General features: G+C 65.7%; 17 protein-coding genes and 1 tRNA gene. 3 read left to right on the plus strand and 15 right to left on the minus strand.

The genetic code is table 11. The annotated features are described in order from the left end of the window. Nucleotides 1–34: 34 nt before the first annotated feature. The 11 genes from ACK6C6_RS12340 to ACK6C6_RS12390 form a co-directional block, all read right to left on the minus strand. Nucleotides 35–493 (minus strand): MaoC family dehydratase, encoded by a 459-nt coding sequence (locus tag ACK6C6_RS12340; RefSeq protein WP_409267560.1) that lies wholly within the window; start codon nt 491–493, stop codon nt 35–37. Then, complete coding sequence (locus ACK6C6_RS12345) at nt 486–953, minus strand: MaoC family dehydratase (RefSeq protein ID WP_409267561.1); 468 nt, start codon at nt 951–953, stop codon at nt 486–488. Before ACK6C6_RS12345 ends, ACK6C6_RS12340 begins: the two co-directional genes overlap by 8 nt. Nucleotides 954–962: 9 nt before the next feature. Next, nucleotides 963–2,102: an acyl-CoA dehydrogenase family protein gene (locus ACK6C6_RS12350; protein WP_409267562.1), complete on the minus strand. Its 1,140-nt coding sequence runs from the start codon at nt 2,100–2,102 to the stop codon at nt 963–965. An 11-nt stretch (nt 2,103–2,113) separates the two neighbouring features. Beyond that, nucleotides 2,114–3,316 (minus strand): acyl-CoA dehydrogenase family protein, encoded by a 1,203-nt coding sequence (locus ACK6C6_RS12355; protein WP_209586870.1) that lies wholly within the window; start codon nt 3,314–3,316, stop codon nt 2,114–2,116. A 126-nt stretch (nt 3,317–3,442) separates the two neighbouring features. Continuing rightward, nucleotides 3,443–4,234 (minus strand): PEP-CTERM sorting domain-containing protein, encoded by a 792-nt coding sequence (locus ACK6C6_RS12360; RefSeq protein ID WP_209586871.1) that lies wholly within the window; start codon nt 4,232–4,234, stop codon nt 3,443–3,445. 341 nt (nt 4,235–4,575) lie between these two features. Further along, nucleotides 4,576–6,876 (minus strand): carboxy terminal-processing peptidase, encoded by a 2,301-nt coding sequence (locus ACK6C6_RS12365; RefSeq protein ID WP_409267563.1) that lies wholly within the window; start codon nt 6,874–6,876, stop codon nt 4,576–4,578. 157 nt (nt 6,877–7,033) lie between these two features. Further along, on the minus strand, nt 7,034–7,570 hold the full coding sequence (locus ACK6C6_RS12370; protein WP_209586873.1) for a hypothetical protein: 537 nt from the start codon (nt 7,568–7,570) through the stop codon (nt 7,034–7,036). 1 nt (nt 7,571) lies between these two features. Further along, nucleotides 7,572–8,129 (minus strand): thymidine kinase, encoded by a 558-nt coding sequence (locus ACK6C6_RS12375; protein ID WP_036214897.1) that lies wholly within the window; start codon nt 8,127–8,129, stop codon nt 7,572–7,574. Nucleotides 8,130–8,220: 91 nt separating this feature from the next. Then, on the minus strand, nt 8,221–8,775 hold the full coding sequence (locus tag ACK6C6_RS12380; protein WP_409267564.1) for a sugar O-acetyltransferase: 555 nt from the start codon (nt 8,773–8,775) through the stop codon (nt 8,221–8,223). Nucleotides 8,776–8,840: 65 nt separating this feature from the next. Then, entirely contained in the window at nt 8,841–11,078 is a 2,238-nt protein-coding gene (locus ACK6C6_RS12385; protein WP_409267565.1) for a penicillin acylase family protein, read from the minus strand. A 21-nt stretch (nt 11,079–11,099) separates the two neighbouring features. Next, nucleotides 11,100–11,894 carry a hypothetical protein gene (locus tag ACK6C6_RS12390; RefSeq protein WP_409267566.1) on the minus strand — a complete coding sequence of 265 codons (795 nt, stop codon included), beginning with the start codon at nt 11,892–11,894 and terminating at the stop codon, nt 11,100–11,102. A gap of 279 nt (nt 11,895–12,173) precedes the next feature. Between ACK6C6_RS12390 and ACK6C6_RS12395 the strand changes: the two genes are divergently transcribed. Then, on the plus strand, nt 12,174–12,767 hold the full coding sequence (locus ACK6C6_RS12395; protein ID WP_409267567.1) for a hypothetical protein: 594 nt from the start codon (nt 12,174–12,176) through the stop codon (nt 12,765–12,767). Nucleotides 12,768–12,789: 22 nt separating this feature from the next. Here the strand turns inward: ACK6C6_RS12395 and ACK6C6_RS12400 are convergent. The 3 genes from ACK6C6_RS12400 to ACK6C6_RS12410 form a co-directional block, all read right to left on the minus strand. After that, nucleotides 12,790–12,874 (minus strand) — tRNA-Leu (locus tag ACK6C6_RS12400). A 269-nt stretch (nt 12,875–13,143) separates the two neighbouring features. Next, nucleotides 13,144–13,344: a hypothetical protein gene (locus tag ACK6C6_RS12405; RefSeq protein ID WP_027867456.1), complete on the minus strand. Its 201-nt coding sequence runs from the start codon at nt 13,342–13,344 to the stop codon at nt 13,144–13,146. A 6-nt stretch (nt 13,345–13,350) separates the two neighbouring features. Then, nucleotides 13,351–13,755 (minus strand): hypothetical protein, encoded by a 405-nt coding sequence (locus tag ACK6C6_RS12410; RefSeq protein ID WP_409267568.1) that lies wholly within the window; start codon nt 13,753–13,755, stop codon nt 13,351–13,353. A gap of 117 nt (nt 13,756–13,872) precedes the next feature. Here ACK6C6_RS12410 and ACK6C6_RS12415 point away from each other — a divergent pair, with 117 nt between their 5' ends. After that, complete coding sequence (locus ACK6C6_RS12415; RefSeq protein WP_036214918.1) at nt 13,873–14,544, plus strand: SOS response-associated peptidase; 672 nt, start codon at nt 13,873–13,875, stop codon at nt 14,542–14,544. Nucleotides 14,545–14,716: 172 nt separating this feature from the next. Further along, nucleotides 14,717–15,088, plus strand: coding sequence for a DUF1566 domain-containing protein (locus tag ACK6C6_RS12420; RefSeq protein WP_036214920.1), 372 nt, complete (start codon nt 14,717–14,719; stop codon nt 15,086–15,088). A gap of 66 nt (nt 15,089–15,154) precedes the next feature. On the opposite strand, the gene ACK6C6_RS12425 is transcribed toward ACK6C6_RS12420, so the two are convergent. After that, on the minus strand, nt 15,155–16,603 hold the full coding sequence (locus ACK6C6_RS12425) for a M20/M25/M40 family metallo-hydrolase (RefSeq protein WP_409267569.1): 1,449 nt from the start codon (nt 16,601–16,603) through the stop codon (nt 15,155–15,157). Nucleotides 16,604–16,611: the final 8 nt, after the last annotated feature.

A 16,611-nucleotide genomic window follows, 5' to 3' on the forward strand; every position in this document is an offset into this window, starting at 1 on the left:
CGATGGCCGGCCATGCCGGCCATCCCGCGCAAGCTCAGGCGTAGGCGCGCACCAGGAATTCAGCCACGCACACCGGCTTAGCGCCCTCCCCGTCGGGTTCGACGGCTACGCTCCACGTCAGCTGCACCCCGCCCTCGATCGGATCGCAGGCCGCCAGCAGCCACCTGCCCCGCACCCGACTCCCGCTCGGGAGCGGCGCCGGAAAGCGCACCCGGTTCAGCCCGTAGTTCAGCCCCATGCGCATGCCCTCGATCGCCAGCGCGCTTTCCAGCATCGCGGGCAGCAGCGACAGCGTCAGGAAGCCGTGCGCCACCGGTGCGCCGAAGGGCGACTCGCGGGCGCAGCGCTCGGGATCGACGTGGATCCATTGGCGGTCTTCGGTGGCCTCGGCAAAAGCCTTGATGCGCTCCTGGCCGACCTCGAACCAGTGCGAGACGGCGACCTCGCTTCCCACCAGCTGCGGCAGCTCCGCGAACGCAATCATCCTAGGCATCGTCCCCTCCCCCGGGACGGCGCCCGAACATGCCCATGCCTTCGATGGTGCAGATTTCCTCGCCGTGCTGGTTGGTGGCGGTCCACTTCGACCAGACCACGCCGCGGTCCGGCTTCGAGTTCGACGCCTTGACCTGGGTGGTGAGGTAGCGCACCCTGATCGTGTCGCCCGCACGCAGGGGACGCAGCCAGCGCACCCCGTCCAGGCCCGGCGAGCCCATGCTCGAGGCCGAGCACATCAGGCCGTCGACCACCATCCGCATCATCAGGCTGCAGGTGTGCCAGCCGCTGGCGATCACGCCGCCGTAGATCGAGGCTTGGGCCGCGTCGCGGTCGACGTGGAAGGGCTGCGGATCGAACTGCCGGGCAAAGGCGACGATCTCCTCCTCGCCGACGCTGCGCTCGCCGAGATCGATCTCCTCGCCGGGATGAAAATCTTCGAAATACCATTGACGCGCCATGTGTCCTCCTTACGCGGCTTGCTGGAAGCCCGGCTGCGCCATGAAGCGCGCCAGGTGGTGGTCGCGGTCGCCCAGGGTAAGCTCGATCATCGACAGGCGCTTGAAGTAGTGCGCGGCCGCCAGTTCGTCGGTCACGCCCATGCCGCCATGCAGCTGCACCGCCTGCTGGCCGATGAAGCGGGCCGCCTGGCCGACGCGGTACTTGGCCGCCGACACCACGCGACGGCGCTCGCCGGCGTCAATGCCATCCAGGGTCACGGCCGCCAGCAGCGCCATCGAGCGCGCCTGCTCCAGGTGGATGACCATGTCCGCCATGCGGTGCTGCAGCGCCTGGAACTTGCCGATCGGGACGCCGAACTGCTGGCGCGTCTTGAGGTAGTCCAGCGTGGCCTCGAACAGCGCTTCCATCGCGCCCAGCGCCTCGGCGCACAGCAGGCCGGCGCCGTAGTCCGCCGCTGCTTCCAGGATGTCCCAGCCGGCCCCTGGCGTGCCGATCACGGCCTCCGGCCCGAGCTGCACGCCATCCAGGCGCAGGTTTGCCGCGCGCTGGCCGTCGAGCGTGCGGTAGCCGGTCAGCTGCACACCGGGCGCATCCGCCGGCAGCGCGAACAGCGTGATGCCTGCCTCGTCGCGCTGGCCGCCGGCGCTACGTGCCGAGACCACCAGCACGCCTGCCTCGAGGCCATGCACGACCGCCGTCTTCTCGCCATCCAGGCGCCAGCCGCCGTCGATGCCTTGCGCGCGAGTCGCGATGTCGCACAGTTCGTGGCGCGCCTGCCGCTCGCCCAGCGCGCAGGCCAGCTTCAGGCTGCCCTGCGCCACCTGTTCCAGGAGCGGGCCGTGCGCCCCGCCCAGCTTGAGGAATTGGCTGCCCAGCACGGTGGCGAAATACGGCTCCACCACCAGGCCGCGGCCCAGCTCGCGCATGACCACGAACAGGTCGACCGCGGTGCCGTCGAATCCGCCCTGGGCTTCCGGCACCGGCAGCGCCGTCATGCCCAGCTCGGCCAGCGTGGCCCAGGCCGCATCGGATGTCCCCTGGCTGGAAGCGACGATGGCGCGGCGCTGTTCGAAGCCGTAGTCGCGGCCGATCCAGCGCTTGAGCGCGTCGGCGAACTGGAGCTGCTCTTCCTTGAAGTCGAAATGCATGGTGCTTCTCCTTACAGCCCCAGGATCATCTGGGAGATGATGTTACGCTGGATTTCGTTCGAGCCGCCATAGATGGAGGTCTTGCGGTAATTGAAGTAGTAGGACGCGAGCGGGGCGGCATCGTCGTCGCCCGCGACGCTGTGCTCGTGTTCGCCCTCCAGGTAGGCGGGATCGAAGGGCAAGGCCAGCGGGCCGGCCGCTTCCAGCATCAGCTCGGTGAGAGCCTGCTGGATGTCGGTGCCGCGCACCTTCAAGACCGAGGCCTCGGGTCCCGGGGCCTTGCTGGACTTGGCCAGCACCCGCAGCACGGTCATTTCCAGCGCCATCAGTTCGATCTCCAGGTCCGCGACCTTGGCGCCGAACAGCGGGTCTTCGAGCAGCGGGCGGCCATTCTTCTGCTCGCGGCGCGCCAGGCGCTTGAGGAAGGCCAGTTCGCGCTTGCTGCGGCCGACCGCCGCGATGCCGGTGCGTTCGTGGCCCAGCAGGTACTTGGCGTAGGTCCAGCCGCGGTTTTCCTCGCCGACCAGGTTGGCCGCCGGCACCCGGACGTTGTCGAAGAAGACTTCGTTCACCTCGTGGTCTTCGTCGAGCATGATGATCGGGCGTACCGTGACGCCGGGCGCATGCATGTCGATCAGCAGGAAGGAAATGCCCTCCTGCTTGCGCACGGCGGGGTCGGTGCGGACCAGGCAGAAGATCATGTCGGCGTGCTGGGCCAGCGTGGTCCAGGTCTTCTGGCCGTTGACGATGTAGTGCTCGCCCTGTGCGTCCACGCCGCGCACGGCCGTGGTCTTGAGCGAGGCCAGGTCGGAACCGGCGCCCGGCTCGGAATAGCCCTGGCACCACCAGTCCTCGCAGGACAGGATGCGCGGGAGGAAATAATCCTTTTGCTCCTGGGAGCCGAATGCCATGATGACGGGAGCGACCATGTCGATCCCGAAGGGCATCACGCGCGGGGTGCCGGCGCGGGCGCACTCTTCCTCGAAGAGATGGCGCTGCACCGGTGTCCAGCCGGGGCCGCCGAATTCGACGGGCCAGCCCGGCGCCACCCAGCCCTGTTCGGCAAGGATGCGGTGCCAGCGGACGAAGTCGTCCTTGCTCAGCCGCAGGTGCTTGAGCACCTTGGCTTGCAGGTCTTTCGGCAAGTGGGAATCGAGGAAGGCGCGGACCTGGTCGCGAAAGGCCAGGTCCTCGTCCGTGTAGTGCAGGTCCATGTCGTCTCCTTGTTATCGCCGCCTTAAAAAGCACGGTCGTTCACAAGGATTGTACCCGACAGTTTTGCTGACTAGTTAGAAATTTGGAAGCATGCAGGACAAACCGCCGCCCTGCATGCGACAGGATCAGCGGCTGCGGCGGCGGGTGATCGCGCCCGCGCCCATCATGCCCAGCAGCATCAAGGCGATGCTCGAAGGCTCCGGAACTTCGGCCGCCTGGCCTTCCTGGTTGGCGACATTGCCCAGGCCATTACCCTGGCCGTTGCCGATGCCATTGCCGTTGCCGTTCAGGGCGCCGTTGCCGATGCCATTGCCGTTGCCGATACCATTCCCATTGCCATTGCCGTTGCCCGGGAGCTGGCCGGAAGTGCTGTCGTTCATGCCGTTGCCCTGGCCGGCAGGCGGGATCGTGCTCGTGAGATCGCCGCCCGTGACGAGGCCCGGAGCGCTGTTGCCGCCGCCCGAGCTCTGGTTGCCGCCCGAGCTCTGGTTGCCGCCGCCGGTCAAGCCCGGCGCCTTGCTCACGCCATCCGAAATGATGGCGCCATACGCGTCACCGACCACCGACTTGCCGGTACCCGCGGTGGCGGCCAGGATGCCGTGGCCCGACGCCAGCAGGTAATTTGCCTCGATACCGCGCTGGAAGAACAGCTTGGTCTGGCCTTCGACCTGCTGCACGCTGCCGGCGACTTTGCCGTACAGGATGTCGGCCAGGCTGGCGTTCGCGGTATGGGACACACCGGCCACCAGGTTCAGGTTGCCTTGCAGGACACCAGAACCGAGCACGTCGGTACCGTTACCGGTAGTCCAACCGCTGACGACGTTCGACGGCTGGGCAGCCGCGGTGGTGATGGTACCGGCCTGGGCAGTAGCTGCGCCGGCGAGAAGACTTGCGATGACAAGGCGGCGAATTAACATAGCGATAACTCCTGAGTTGATGTTCAATTGTTGTTCTTACAACCGTAGAGTTATCCTACCACAGCTAAAAAAAACTCAGCTTTAAGCCCAGCTCAACAGTGCGCGGGGTATGAATCTGAGAAAAACACTCGAAATTCAGTAGGATTGATCCTACTTGGAGGATTGGCTGGGGATAGGTTGGATCGGTGACTGTGCGATTTGGTGCGTTTAAATCAACATTGATTCCCAACGAAAATTGCATGGAAAGCAATTAACGAGGGTCTAGCGAAACAAAAAAGAAAATGGCCGGGCCCTGCAAGCAGGACCCGGCCATGTCACCGGTTCAGGCGGCGCTGCGCCGCTCAGTTGCCGTTGCGCGAGGCCATGTAAGGCATGGCGCGCGAGGCCAGGCGGGTATCGGTACGCAGCATGCCGACTTCGTCGGCCAGGATGTTGGCGGCTTCCTGCAGCAGGATGTCCTTGGCGTCCTTGGCTGCCTTTTCCGCAGCCAGCTCCGCCTGCAGGTCGCGCTCGTCGTACTGCAGGCCATCGTCCTGGCGCGGCGTGCCGCGCACGGCGGTCACCGCCTTGGCCGGCTTGGTCGGGTTCGGCACCTTGCCGCGCGCTTCCTTGCCGGCCGGGCCTGCCGCCGGCTCGTCGCTGCTGGTTCCGCTGGCGCCGGCCAGGCGCGCTTCGCGCAGCTTGGCGCGGGCATCCTGGGCGTCGCGTTCCTTGCGCCGCACCGTCTCGTTCAGCGAGATCGAGTTCTCCTTGCGGATCTTGAGCACCTCGGCGATGTCTTCCTGCAGGAACTGGAACTCCTTGTCCTTCGCAATACGGGCTTCATGGCGCTTCTGCAGCGGACCGATCAGCTCCTTGAGGTCGCCCGCGGCCGTATAGCTGGCCGGCTTGATGGCCACCCAGGGCAGCGCGTTGGCATACGAGGACTCGCCGAAGCTTTCCGGGTCGGTCAGCACCGGCAGCTTGATGTCCGGCGTCACGCCGCGCAGCTGGGTGGTGCCGCCGTTGATGCGGAAGAACTGCGCAATGGTCATCTTCAGCTCGCCGTAGCGCACCTTCTCGGCCGGCGAGAAGCGGTCCAGGTCGATCAGGGTCTGCACCGTGCCCTTGCCGAAGCTCGGCTCGCCGATCACCAGGCCGCGGCCGTAGTCCTGCACCGCGGCGGCGAAGATTTCCGATGCCGAGGCCGAGCCGCGGTTGATCAGGACGCCCATCGGGCCGTCCCAGGCCAGGCCCGGCTGCAGGTCGGACTCGACCTCGACGCGGCCCTGGGCATCGCGCTGCTGGACCACCGGGCCCTTGTCGATGAACAGGCCGGTCAGTTCGATCGCCTCGGTCAGCGAGCCGCCGCCGTTGTTGCGCAGGTCGATCAGGACGTTGTCGACCTTCTCTTTCTTGAGTTCGCCCAGGATGCGGGCCACGTCGCGGGTGGCGCTGCGGTAATCCTTGTCGCCGCGGCGGCGCGCCTCGAAGTCGAGGTAGAAGGTCGGCAGCGAGATCACGCCGATGCGGCGCTTGAAGGCGCCGTCCTTGACCTCGATGATCGATTTCTTGGCGGCCTGCTCTTCCATGCTGATCTTCTTGCGCACCATCGACACGCTCACGTGCTTGGCGTCGGGACCGGCGTCGCCGGGCAGGACGTCGAGGCGGACCGTGGTGCCCTTCTCGCCGCGCACCAGCTGCACGACGTCGTCGATGCGCCAGCCGAGCACGTCGGTGAAGGGCTTGTCGCCCTGGGCCACGCCGACGATGCGGTCGCCGACCTTCAGCTTGCCCGACAGCGCGGCCGGACTGCCCGGCACGATCTCGCGGATGATGGTGTACTCGTCGCGCGTCTGCAGCACGGCGCCGATGCCTTCCAGAGACAGGCGCATCGCGATGTCGAAATTGTCGGCCGAGCGCGGGCCCAGGTAATTGGTGTGCGGCTCGATCGCGGTGGCATACGCGTTCATGAACATCTGGAACACGTCCTCGTTGTTCAACTTGCGCATGCGGGTCATGTAGTTCTCGTAGCGCTTGTCGAGCGTCTCGCGGATGGCTTTTTCGTCCTTGCCGGCGAGCTTCAGGCGCAGCCAGTCGTTCTTGACGCGCTTGCGCCACAACTCGCGGACTTCGTCTTCGCTCTTGGCCCAGGGCGACTTCTCGCGGTCGAGTTCGATTGATTCGTCGAGGGTGAAGTCGGGGCGGGTCTTGAGCAGCTGGCGCGCGTAGTTCATGCGCTCGTTATAGCGCTGCTGGAACAGGTTGAAGACGGCAAAGGGACCGGTCAGGTCCTCGTTGTTGATGGCGTCGTCCATCTTGGTCCGCAGCGAAGCGAAGCGGTCGAGGTCGGCCTGGACGAAATACAGCTTCTCGCTGTCGAGCCCTTCGAAGTAGTTGTCGAAGATCTTGACCGACATCGCATCGTCGAGCGGCACCGCCTTGTAGTGGTAGCGGCCGAGCACCCGCGATGCCCACAACGCCGCCTGGGTTTGCTCGGCAAGCGGCTTCATCTGCAGCGTGGCAGCGGCCGACCCGGCACCGGCGCCTGCAGCCTTGGCCGGCACGGCGGCAACGGCCTTTTCCTTTTCCGGCTGGGCCGTCACCACATGGGCGGACATCGCAAAGGCCATCGCGGCCATGAACAGGTGGTGCTTCTTCATTCGTCGTCTCTCCGAAACGGTATTCCATGCCTCGGCGCGACCGGCGGCGGGCCGGTCAATACGCCCTTTGCGGGCCATTCTACAGGAAGCCGGGGGAAGGCAGAGCCAGCGTAAGCGCATTTACGCCCATTAATTAAGGCTGGCGTAAGCCAGGCATTCATCCTTTGACAAGCTGGAGCAGTTCGTCGCGGAAAACCGTGGCGAATCCGGCAAGCAGCAGGACCGGTATCCAGGGCCAGGAACGTGCCGCCAGGCGCCAGTCCACCGGAGACGGCCAGAAGGACAGGAACTGCGGCGCCAGGAAAAACGCCAGCGCGAGGTCGAGCGGCTCGAACACCAGGCCGTGCCGGGTGCGCCACCAGGCCACGGCGAAGGGCAGCGCCAGCACCAGCAGCGGCGCCAGCGCGCTCGGCGCCGCGTTGTACCAACGCAGGTTGGCGAAGGTGACGGAACCGAGTTCCCAGTTGTGGCCTTTGCCCGGCTTCTTGATGCGTTTGGGAATCACACTCAAGCCGATCGGCTCGGCGTTGGTGAGCAGCCCGACCGAGAAGTGCGCCAGCTCGTGGCACAGGGTGCCGGCGGCCGTGAACACGAAGAAGAAGGGATGCGCGCCCGAACCGATCCACAGCAGCAGCGCCAGCGCGGCCGAGGGTAGCAGGTAGAGCAGCAGGTCCGACCAACCCGCCAGGCTCATGTCAATGCGATCCGGAGTAGAAGCAGCGGCCGCAGGCCTGGCGATAGCTTTCGTTGCCGCCGATTGAAACCTGCTCGCCCTCGCGGATGCGGCGGCCTTCGGCATCGACGCGGATGTTCATGGTCGCCTTCTTGCCGCAGGTGCAGATGTTCTTGATTTCCTCGATGTCGTCGGCCAGCGCCAGCAGGTAGGCCGAGCCCGGGAAAGGTTCGCCGCGGAAGTCGCTGCGCAGGCCGTAGCAGATCACCGGGATGCCGCGCACCTGGGCGACCTGGTGCAGCTGCTGCACCTGCGCCGTGCTGAGGAACTGGGCTTCATCGACCAGGATGCAGGCGACCGGCGGCGCGCTGGCCAGGAAATCGGTATCGCTGTCGAACAGGTCGACCTGGCGCTGCGGGCCGAGACGCGAGGTGATCAGGCCGACGCCGTAGCGGTTGTCGATGGCCGCCGTGTAGAGCTTGACCTGCTGGCCCTGCTCTTCGTAATTGTGGGCGACCTGCAGCAGGGCGGTCGATTTGCCGGCGTTCATCGCCGAGTACCTGAAATAGAGTTTTGCCACGGCCCTGCCCTGAAACGAATCGATACGAATATACGAATAATTTCCGGATTATAACAAGTGGGACGGCCCCGACACCAGCCTCCGGACCCGTTCAGCCGGCGTGCAGCTGGGCCGGATTGCCGGCCACGCGCGCGCCTGCGGGCACGTCGTGGGTCACCACGCTGCCGGCACCGATCACAGCGTCGTCGCCGATCGTGACGCCCGGCAGGATGATGGCGCCGCCGCCGATCCAGACGTTGCTGCCGATCGTGACCGGCCGGCCGGATTCCAGGCCGCTGCGGCGCTGCTGCGGGTCGAGCGGATGCTCGGCGGTGTAGATCTGGACCGCCGGGCCGATACGGGTGTCGTCGCCGATGTCGACGCGGGCGACGTCGAGGATGATGCAGTTGAAATTGATGAAGACCCGGCTGCCGATGCGGATGTTCCAGCCATAGTCGCAATGGAAGGGAGGACGCACGATGCTGCCCTCGCCCACCGCGGCCAGGCGCTCGGCGAGCAGGCTGCGCCAGCTAGGCGCCGGCTGGCCCAGCGCCGCGTTGTAGCGCGCCAGCCAGGCGCTAGTGAGGGCCTGTTCCGCCACCAGTTCGGGATCGCTGGCATGGTAGGGCTGGCCCTCCAGCATCTTGTGGCGTTCGCTCATGCGCATTCTGGTTACCCCCGCAGCGTCATTTCATACGTGATTTGAACGCGCGCACGGCAAAGCCGTGCACCCTACTCCCCCGGATGGTACTTGCGCTCCAGGTGCTTTTCGATGTCTTCCTTGTAGAACAGCACGTCCTTGAACTCGCCGCGGCTGTACATCTCGGCCTGGTCGGCGAAGTGCTTCGAGGCCGGGTTGTTGCTGTTGCCGCCTGCAAGGATACTCTTGGCGCGCACGCGCGGGCCGAATTCCACCACCGCGACGAAGCTGTTGCCGCGGTCGCCGTAGATGCGCCTGGTCTTCTGCTTGGCGACCATGCCGAACGAGGCCAGCGAACCCCAGTTGGCCGAGGCGAAGCCGACCGGCCAGCTCGGCTTGCTGTCGTCGTACTGCTGGTCGATGTCGCCGTTGATGCGCTGGAAGCGGTTGATCTCGCCCCAGGGAGTCTGCCAGGTGCCGAAGTCGGCGGTGAGCTTGTCGGAGGCCCGCTGCAGCGAGGCCAGGCGCTCGTCCGCGTTCAGTTTGTGCGTGATGAAGTCGACCGTCGGCGTGCCCTCGGCGCGGGCGCGCGGCGCGTGCTGGGCCACCATGTCCTGGCCCCAGTAGATCGCCAGCGAGGTCGGCTTGGAGTCGATGCCGAAACGCAGGTCCCAGCCGCGCAGGCTGGCCACCTGGGCCGAAAGAAGTGCCTTGCGCGGGTCGTTCGCTGCCAGGGCGTCGTAATCCTTCAGCAGCTGCGGCACCAGCGGTTCGAAGGCGGTCAGGTGGCTGTCGTAGGCGGCGGCGATCAGGCTGTCGAGGGTGAAGTCCTTGGCGTCCTTGAGCACGCGCTCGGCATGGCGGCCGCGTGCGTTTTCCGGCAGCGACCACATGTAGTCGGGCCAGTCCTGGCGCTTCGGGCTGCTCGCGCCGGAAGCGCTGAACGGCCAGTTGTTGGTGTTCGAGATGTAGCCGCTGGCCGGGTTAAACAGGGTAATGGTTTCCTTGATGGCGTGCAGGCCCTGCCATTCGGTGGCGGGGCTGCTGCCGTCCACCGGCTTACTCCAGTCGAAGCGCGGGTCGCGTTTCGGGATGAAGTTGCCGTGGAAGTAGGCGATGTTCCCCTTCGCATCCGCGTACACGGTGTTGTTCGAGGAATTGGTGCGCAGCTCCATCGCCTTGTAGAAGGCATCGTAGTCGCGCGCCTTGGTGCGCGTGTACGACTGGGTAAGGGCCTTGAGCGGCTCGTCCATCATCCTGACGGCCACCCACTTGCCGCCTTCCTCGCGCACGATCGGGCCATGGTGTGTGAAATAGGCGGTCACGGTCTTGCTGGCCATGGCGCCGGACGCGGTCCTGTAGGGCAGCGTGATCTGCCTTGCCTGTACCGGGCGCTGTTCACTTCCATACTGATAGAAGTATTTACCGCCCTTCTCGACCACGGTTTCGAGGTATTCGTCGATGACGTCGCCGCCGCCCGAGGTGTGCATCCAGCCGGCCTTGTCGTTGAAGCCCTGGTAGATGAAGAACTGGCCCCAGGTCACGGCGCCGTAGGCGTTCAGGCCCTCTTCGCTGACCATGTGCACTTCGGGGCGGAAGTAGAAGGAAGTATGCGGGTTGATCAGGAGCAGCGCATTGCCCGTCTTCGACAGCTTGGGGGCGATGGCAAAGCCGTTGGAGCCGCGCGGTTCGGCGTCGAAGGCATTCTCCAGCGCCGCCACGTTTTGCGCCACATGGCGCTTGCCGTAGAAGCGCTCCAGGTCCTTCAGGTCGATCGATTCGATGTCGCCGCCGATGCTGCCTTCGCTGAAGCTCAGCGCCATCCAGGGCTCGAAGCGGGTGATCAGCTTCGGCTTCACTTCCGGGTGCGTGTGCAGGTAGTAGTTTAGGCCGTCGGCGAAGGCATTCATCAACTCCTTCAGCCAGGCCGGGCTGGCCGCGTACTTGGCCTGCATGTCGCTCGGCTGGATATACATTTTCATGCGCAGGTCGCGCCAGACTTCCTTCTCGCCCTCGACCTCGGCCAGGCGGCCCATCGCATTGATGTAGTTGAGTTCGACGCGGTTGAAATCGTCTTCGGCCTGGGCGTACAGCAGGCCGAACACCGCGTCGGCGTCGCTTCTGCCGAACACGTGGGGGATGCCCCACTTGTCGCGCATGATGGTCACCCGCGCCGCCGTCTTCTTCCAGCGCGCCAGCTCGGCGCTGCTTGCGGCCTGTTTCACGGCCTGTTTCGCGGCCGGTGCGGCTGCCGGCGCGGCGAACGCCGGAACGGCCGCGCCGAGGGCGCAGGCCAGGATCGTCGGCAGCATGCTGCGGGTGGTGGTCATGCGTGTCTCCTTGTTATGGTTTTATTGTGTGACGCCGGCGTGGATCAGGCGCTGCTTGAGCACTTCGTTCTCGGTCAGCAGGGTCGCCACGCGGTCCTTCAGCGACGCGATCTCGGCGCGTGCGGCGGCCAATTCATCGGCCGGGTCGCTCGGCACGGTCTCTTTCTTCGGGCGCGTCGCCATCTTCTGCTCGCGCACCTGGCGCGCAGCCTGCTGCAGCTCCTTGCGTCCGCCCGCGACGGCCGCCTTCTGCGCCTCCTCCGGCAGCTGCGCCACGTTGGCGGCAGCGTTGATCGAGATGGTGCCGGTGCGCACGGCTTCGCGCAGTTCGGGCGTCGCGGCTTTCTGGATGCGCTCGATCTGGCTGATGGTATTGGCCGACACGCGCGCGGCCTTGGCCACTTCCTCGCGGGTGTTCCAGGGTGGCGGCGGACGCGAATCCATGTCGTCGGCTTCCGGCTTGGGCGGCTCTTTCGCCATCTCTTCCGCCATGCGGGAAGTGACGATCTCTTTCTTCTTGAGCGCCAGCACGCCGCGCTGGAAGTCCGACACGCTGCGGCGCGCCAGATGGTTGTCGATCATCCACAGCATCACGTCGTCGATCGACGCGAAGTTGTTGTTGTGGACGGTACGGAAAGGAATGCCGTGCTTCTGGCAAATCTCGTAGCGGTTGTGGCCGTCGATCAGGGTGTCGCGCCACAGTACCAGCGCGTCGCGGCAACCCTCGGCCAGCAGGCTGCGCTCGAGCGCGGCATATTCGATGTCGGTCAGCGGGTCGACGAAGGCACGCAGTTCGTCATTGATGATGATGTTCAATTCTTGTCCTCTTGCAGCGGCGGCAACGGGTAAAACCGCCGTCCGGCATGCTACACCATCCCGGCGGGACGACCAATGGATGAGTTAGCGGAATCGGTGCGCAGCCTTCTACTGAAGTTCCCGACGTATCCACCTTGCATGACATGGCTCAGCTATTACGCTGCGCTGGCGCACTGCCCTGTTATCAAAAAGGTATGTACTGATTATTAGGCTTGCCTAATTAGTCATTGCCGGTTAGCAGCAAGTTTCCGATCGAGCCGTCATTGCGAGGAGTTGGATATGCGAAATCTTTGCGCGCCCCTGTATCGCCGCCTGGCCAGGATTGCCACCGCCTGCCTGTTTGTCGCCCCCGCCCTGGTCGCTTGCGCGACGGGCAGTCCGCCTTCCCGAGCGCCGCAGGAGATCGCGGGCGCGGACGTCCCTTCCGCGGAAGAGCGCATCGAACGGCTCGACAAGAATGCCATGGGGGCCGCCGTGGCCGACGGCCTCAGCACCGGCCTCGCGCTGTCGTCCGGCGCGCTGGAAATGAATCCCCTGGTGCCGACCTCGCCGGTGGGAATCATCGTGCTGACCGGCGCCAAGATCGGCCTGGTGAAATACGCCGACCGCCTGCCGGAAGACGAGAAGCGGATGCTCATCAGGAGTTCGAGTTCGCTGTGGACGGGCGCCGCCGTCAACAACCTGATGGTCTTGCTGTCCGCGCCCTCGCCGGTCGCGATCGCCGCCGGGCTGGTGGCCGGGGTGCTGTGGTGGCAGCACAGTGCGCGGGTGTATGAACGGGCGGATCGGGAGATTGCGGCGCGCCGGGAGACGCCGGCGCCCGCGCCGGAAACGGCGCCGCGCCAGGTGGCGGCGGTGTCGGTCGCACCCTAGTTCACGCATGAACGAAGGGAGCTGGTGCGGGCAGCCGGAATCGAACCGGCACGCCTTGCGGCGGCAGATTTTAAGTCTGATGCGTCTACCAATTTCGCCATGCCCGCGCCGGCGGGGATTGTACTACGTGCCGCAGCGACAGTGTTAGTAGTTGAGCTACGCGGCGCGAACACGTCCCGGTCGGCGAACCAAAAAAAATGCCGCTGTCCATCAAAGACAGCGGCAAAGAACTCAGTCAACACTGAGCTGGAGACACGCGGAGAGGTGGAACTATCCACCAGAGAACGTAACCAACATAAGCCCGCTATTGTGACCTACAAGCGCCGGTTTTTCCCGCGTGTTTGTCAGCGTGTTCGCACAAAGCTGCAGCAAAGCATCAATAAATGGACTCGTAGGCTACCGCCAGGCAGACCAGTCCCACGAAGAACAGCAGGCCATAGACGAAGATGCGCATCGAGGTCGCCAGCTCGGCGACGGCGCGGTCGGCCTTGCTGTTCAGTTTTCCTTTGCGCCGCGCCCCGTTGAGCAGCAGTGAAACGAAGACGAACAGGCTCGCCAGGATCAGGACGATTTTCATGCGGGGCTAGGTGCGGGCAACGACCAGCGCCAGCGCCACCAGCGCCAGTATCGACGACACGCCGGTCGCCACGCTCAGCCACATCATCCGGTTGCGCGCCGCGTCCATCTTGGCGATCAGCTGGGCGTTCTGGTCGGCCATGTTGGCGATGATCTCGGAAGCCTGCAGCATCTGGGTACGCAGCTCGGCCAGGCTCATTTCGTTCCGCTCGACGCGCATGACCAGCGTGCCGAGATAGTCTTCCTGGGGCTCTTCGCCCATCATCGGCTCCGGGGCCATGCCGGCCGCGCCGCCGGACTTGCGCGCCACCGTGTCCCACAGCCTGCGCGCACCGGTCGCCACTTGCGGCGCCGCGTTGATCACCTCGCTCCACGGAACGGTCTTCAGGACGCTCCACCAGCCACTAGCCATACAGTTTCTCCTCATATTCAGTCTAGCCGGGAGCATACCACCCTGCATGGCAAGCACACGAGCTCATCCGATCTCTACCGTGCCGCGCACGGCGCAGGCCTGCGCTACCATGGAAGCATGTGTGGACGATTTGACCAGAGCCAGACGGCTCGCTACTACGCCGGCGTGTTCGGCTGGACGGACGCGGTCTACGACAGCGAGTCCACCCCTGCCTGGAACGTCTCGCCCGGCAGCTACCGCCCCGTGATGCACCTGCAGGACGGCGAACGCCGCATCGACGACGTGTTCTGGAGCTACCGCGCGCGCTGGGCCGAAGGCAAGCTGCCGATCATGGTCAACGCGCGCATGGACAAGCTCACCAACCGCTACTGGAAGCCGCTGCTCAAGAAGGGCCGCGCGATCGTGCCGGCCGAAGGCTGGTACGAGTGGACCGGCGAAAAGGGCAAGAAGCAGCCCTGGCACATCCACCGCAAGGACCGCGCCCCGCTGTTCCTGCTGGCGCTGGCCAACTTCGGCAGCTTCACGGAGAACCGGGCCGAGGCCGGCTTCGTGCTGGTCACCGATGCCGCCGACGAGGGCATGCTCGATATCCACGACCGCCGTCCGGTGGTGCTGGACGCGGCCGATGCCGAGCTGTGGCTCAACCCCGACCTGTCGCCCGAAGAAGCCCTGGACCTGGCGCGCCGCGCCGCCCTGCCCGTCGACGCCTTCGAATGGTACAAGGTGACCAACGCGGTGAACCGCCCGGGCGCGCAGGACCCGCAGATGGCCCTGCCCCTGGCCGAGTGAACTTTTACCACACGGTAAAAAATCGCAGGCTCGCAGCGGCAGGCCCTCCATCTCGAAGAACTATCCTCAACGAACTCAACCACTTGCATGAGCTAGATCGAACTTGTACACGCAACCAACGCTCGGTTCGGAAGGTCTTAAAGACTGGATACCAACTCTGAGGACGTGTTAAATGGGCGAGTACATGCAAGTGCGGGCCATGCTGCAAGAAGGCGAGGCCTATGCGGGACTAATCCTGGGCAAGGAAGAAGATCCCGATTACCACCTGGTGCTGTTACCGGGCGAGGCGGTCGACGTCAGCTGGCCGAGCGCCGTCGACTGGGCGCGCGGACAGGGCGGCGTGCTGCCGACGCGACGCGAACTGGCGCTGCTGTTCGCCAACCAGCGCGAAGCCTTCGAGCGCAACTGGTACTGGTCGAGCGAACCGCACGAAACGCGCACCCAGCTGGTCTGGGGGCAAAACTTTGCCAGCGGTATCCAGACCATCTACGGTCGCCCCTACCGCGGCCACGCGCGCGCGATCAGGCGCATTGCCGTGCCCTGAACGCGAGCACGGCGGCCGGACCGCAGCCTGGCAGGCACCCCGTTGCGCACGGGGCGGCGCCTGCCATCAACGTTCAGGAACGTTCGCGCGGCCGATCGGCTGTTCGATATTGGCCAGGAACCAGCTGGTGGCCGTCATCACCGCCACGTGGCGGCGCAGGTGGTCGGGGTCGACCTTGTCCAGCGTATCGGCCGGGGTGTGGTGGTAGTCGAAATAGCTGGACGTGTCGATCAGCGGCGCGAAGCTCGGCACGCCGGTACGTTCCAGGAAGGAAAGGTCGCCGGTCAGGAGCGCGTCTTCGCGGCGGAAGATGCCCGCGCCGATCGGCTGCAGCGCGGCCTGCAGCGGCGCGAACAGTTTGCTCGAGGTCGCCGGCACGCTGGCGCGCAGGCCGAAGGGACGGCCGGCGCCGTTGTCGCTTTCGATCGCGCCGATGTGCTTCTCGGTGTTGGCCTGCTCGGCGGCCGTGTAGGCGCGCGCACCGCGCATCCCGTTCTCCTCGTTCATCCAGGCGATCACGCGGATGGTGCGGCGCGGGCGGAAGTCGAGCTTCTTCAGGGTGTCGAGCACCGCCATCGCACTGGCGACGCCGGCCGCATCGTCATGCGCGCCCGGAGACAGGTCCCAGGAATCCAGGTGGCCCGACACGATCACGATCTCGTCGGGCTTGTCGGTGCCCGGCAGGTCGGCGATCACGTTGAAACTGTCCGCGTCCGGCAGGGTCTTGGGCGTGAGCACCAGCTTCATGCTGAGCGGGCCGCGCTTGGCCAGGCGCCCCATCAGCATGGCGTCCTCGGCCGTCACGGCCGCGGCCGGGATGCGCGCATTGTCCTGCAGCGCGGTCGAGCCGGTATGCGGCAGGCGGTAGTTGGCGCCGCCCACCGAGCGCACCAGCGCCGCCACCGCGCCCAGCTCGGCGGCCATCGGCGGGCCGCTGCGCCGAAAAGCCGATGCCTGTCCATAGGCCTGGCCGGCCAGGCCGCGGTCGGCCTGGTGCTGGTCGAAGCTGGCGTCGAACAGCACGATCTTGCCCTTCACTTCGGCGCTGCGCGCCTTCAGTTCGTCGAAGCTCTTCACCACCATCACGGGCGCAATCAAGCCGCTGGCCGGGGTCGCGCCGGAGCCGCCCAGTGCGGTCAGCACCACGCGCTGGGTGATGCCCTGCGGGCGGCCTGCGTACTCGACGATTTCCCCGGTTTCCACGCCGCGCACCCAGTGCGGCACCTTGACCGGCTGCAGGGTCACCCTGGCGCCGAGCTTGCGCATCGCTTCCGCCACCTGGGTCACGGCCGCCGCCGCTCCCGGCGAGCCGGACAGGCGCGGGCCGATCAGGTCGGTCATGTCCGCCATGCGTTCCCAGGCGTAATCGCTCTGCATCGCCGTATCGCGGATCTTCGCGAGCGCGGCAGGATCATTGCCGGGGCTGGCGGCCAGGACTGCCGGGCTCAGCAGCACGGCGGCAAGCGTAACGACATGCGCGCTCAGGACAGGAAAACTGCGGATGCTGCGGTTCATGCGTCGAA

The sequence above is a fragment of the Massilia sp. BHUDP2 genome (assembly GCF_046236355.1).
Lineage (GTDB): Bacteria > Pseudomonadota > Gammaproteobacteria > Burkholderiales > Burkholderiaceae_D > Telluria > Telluria varians.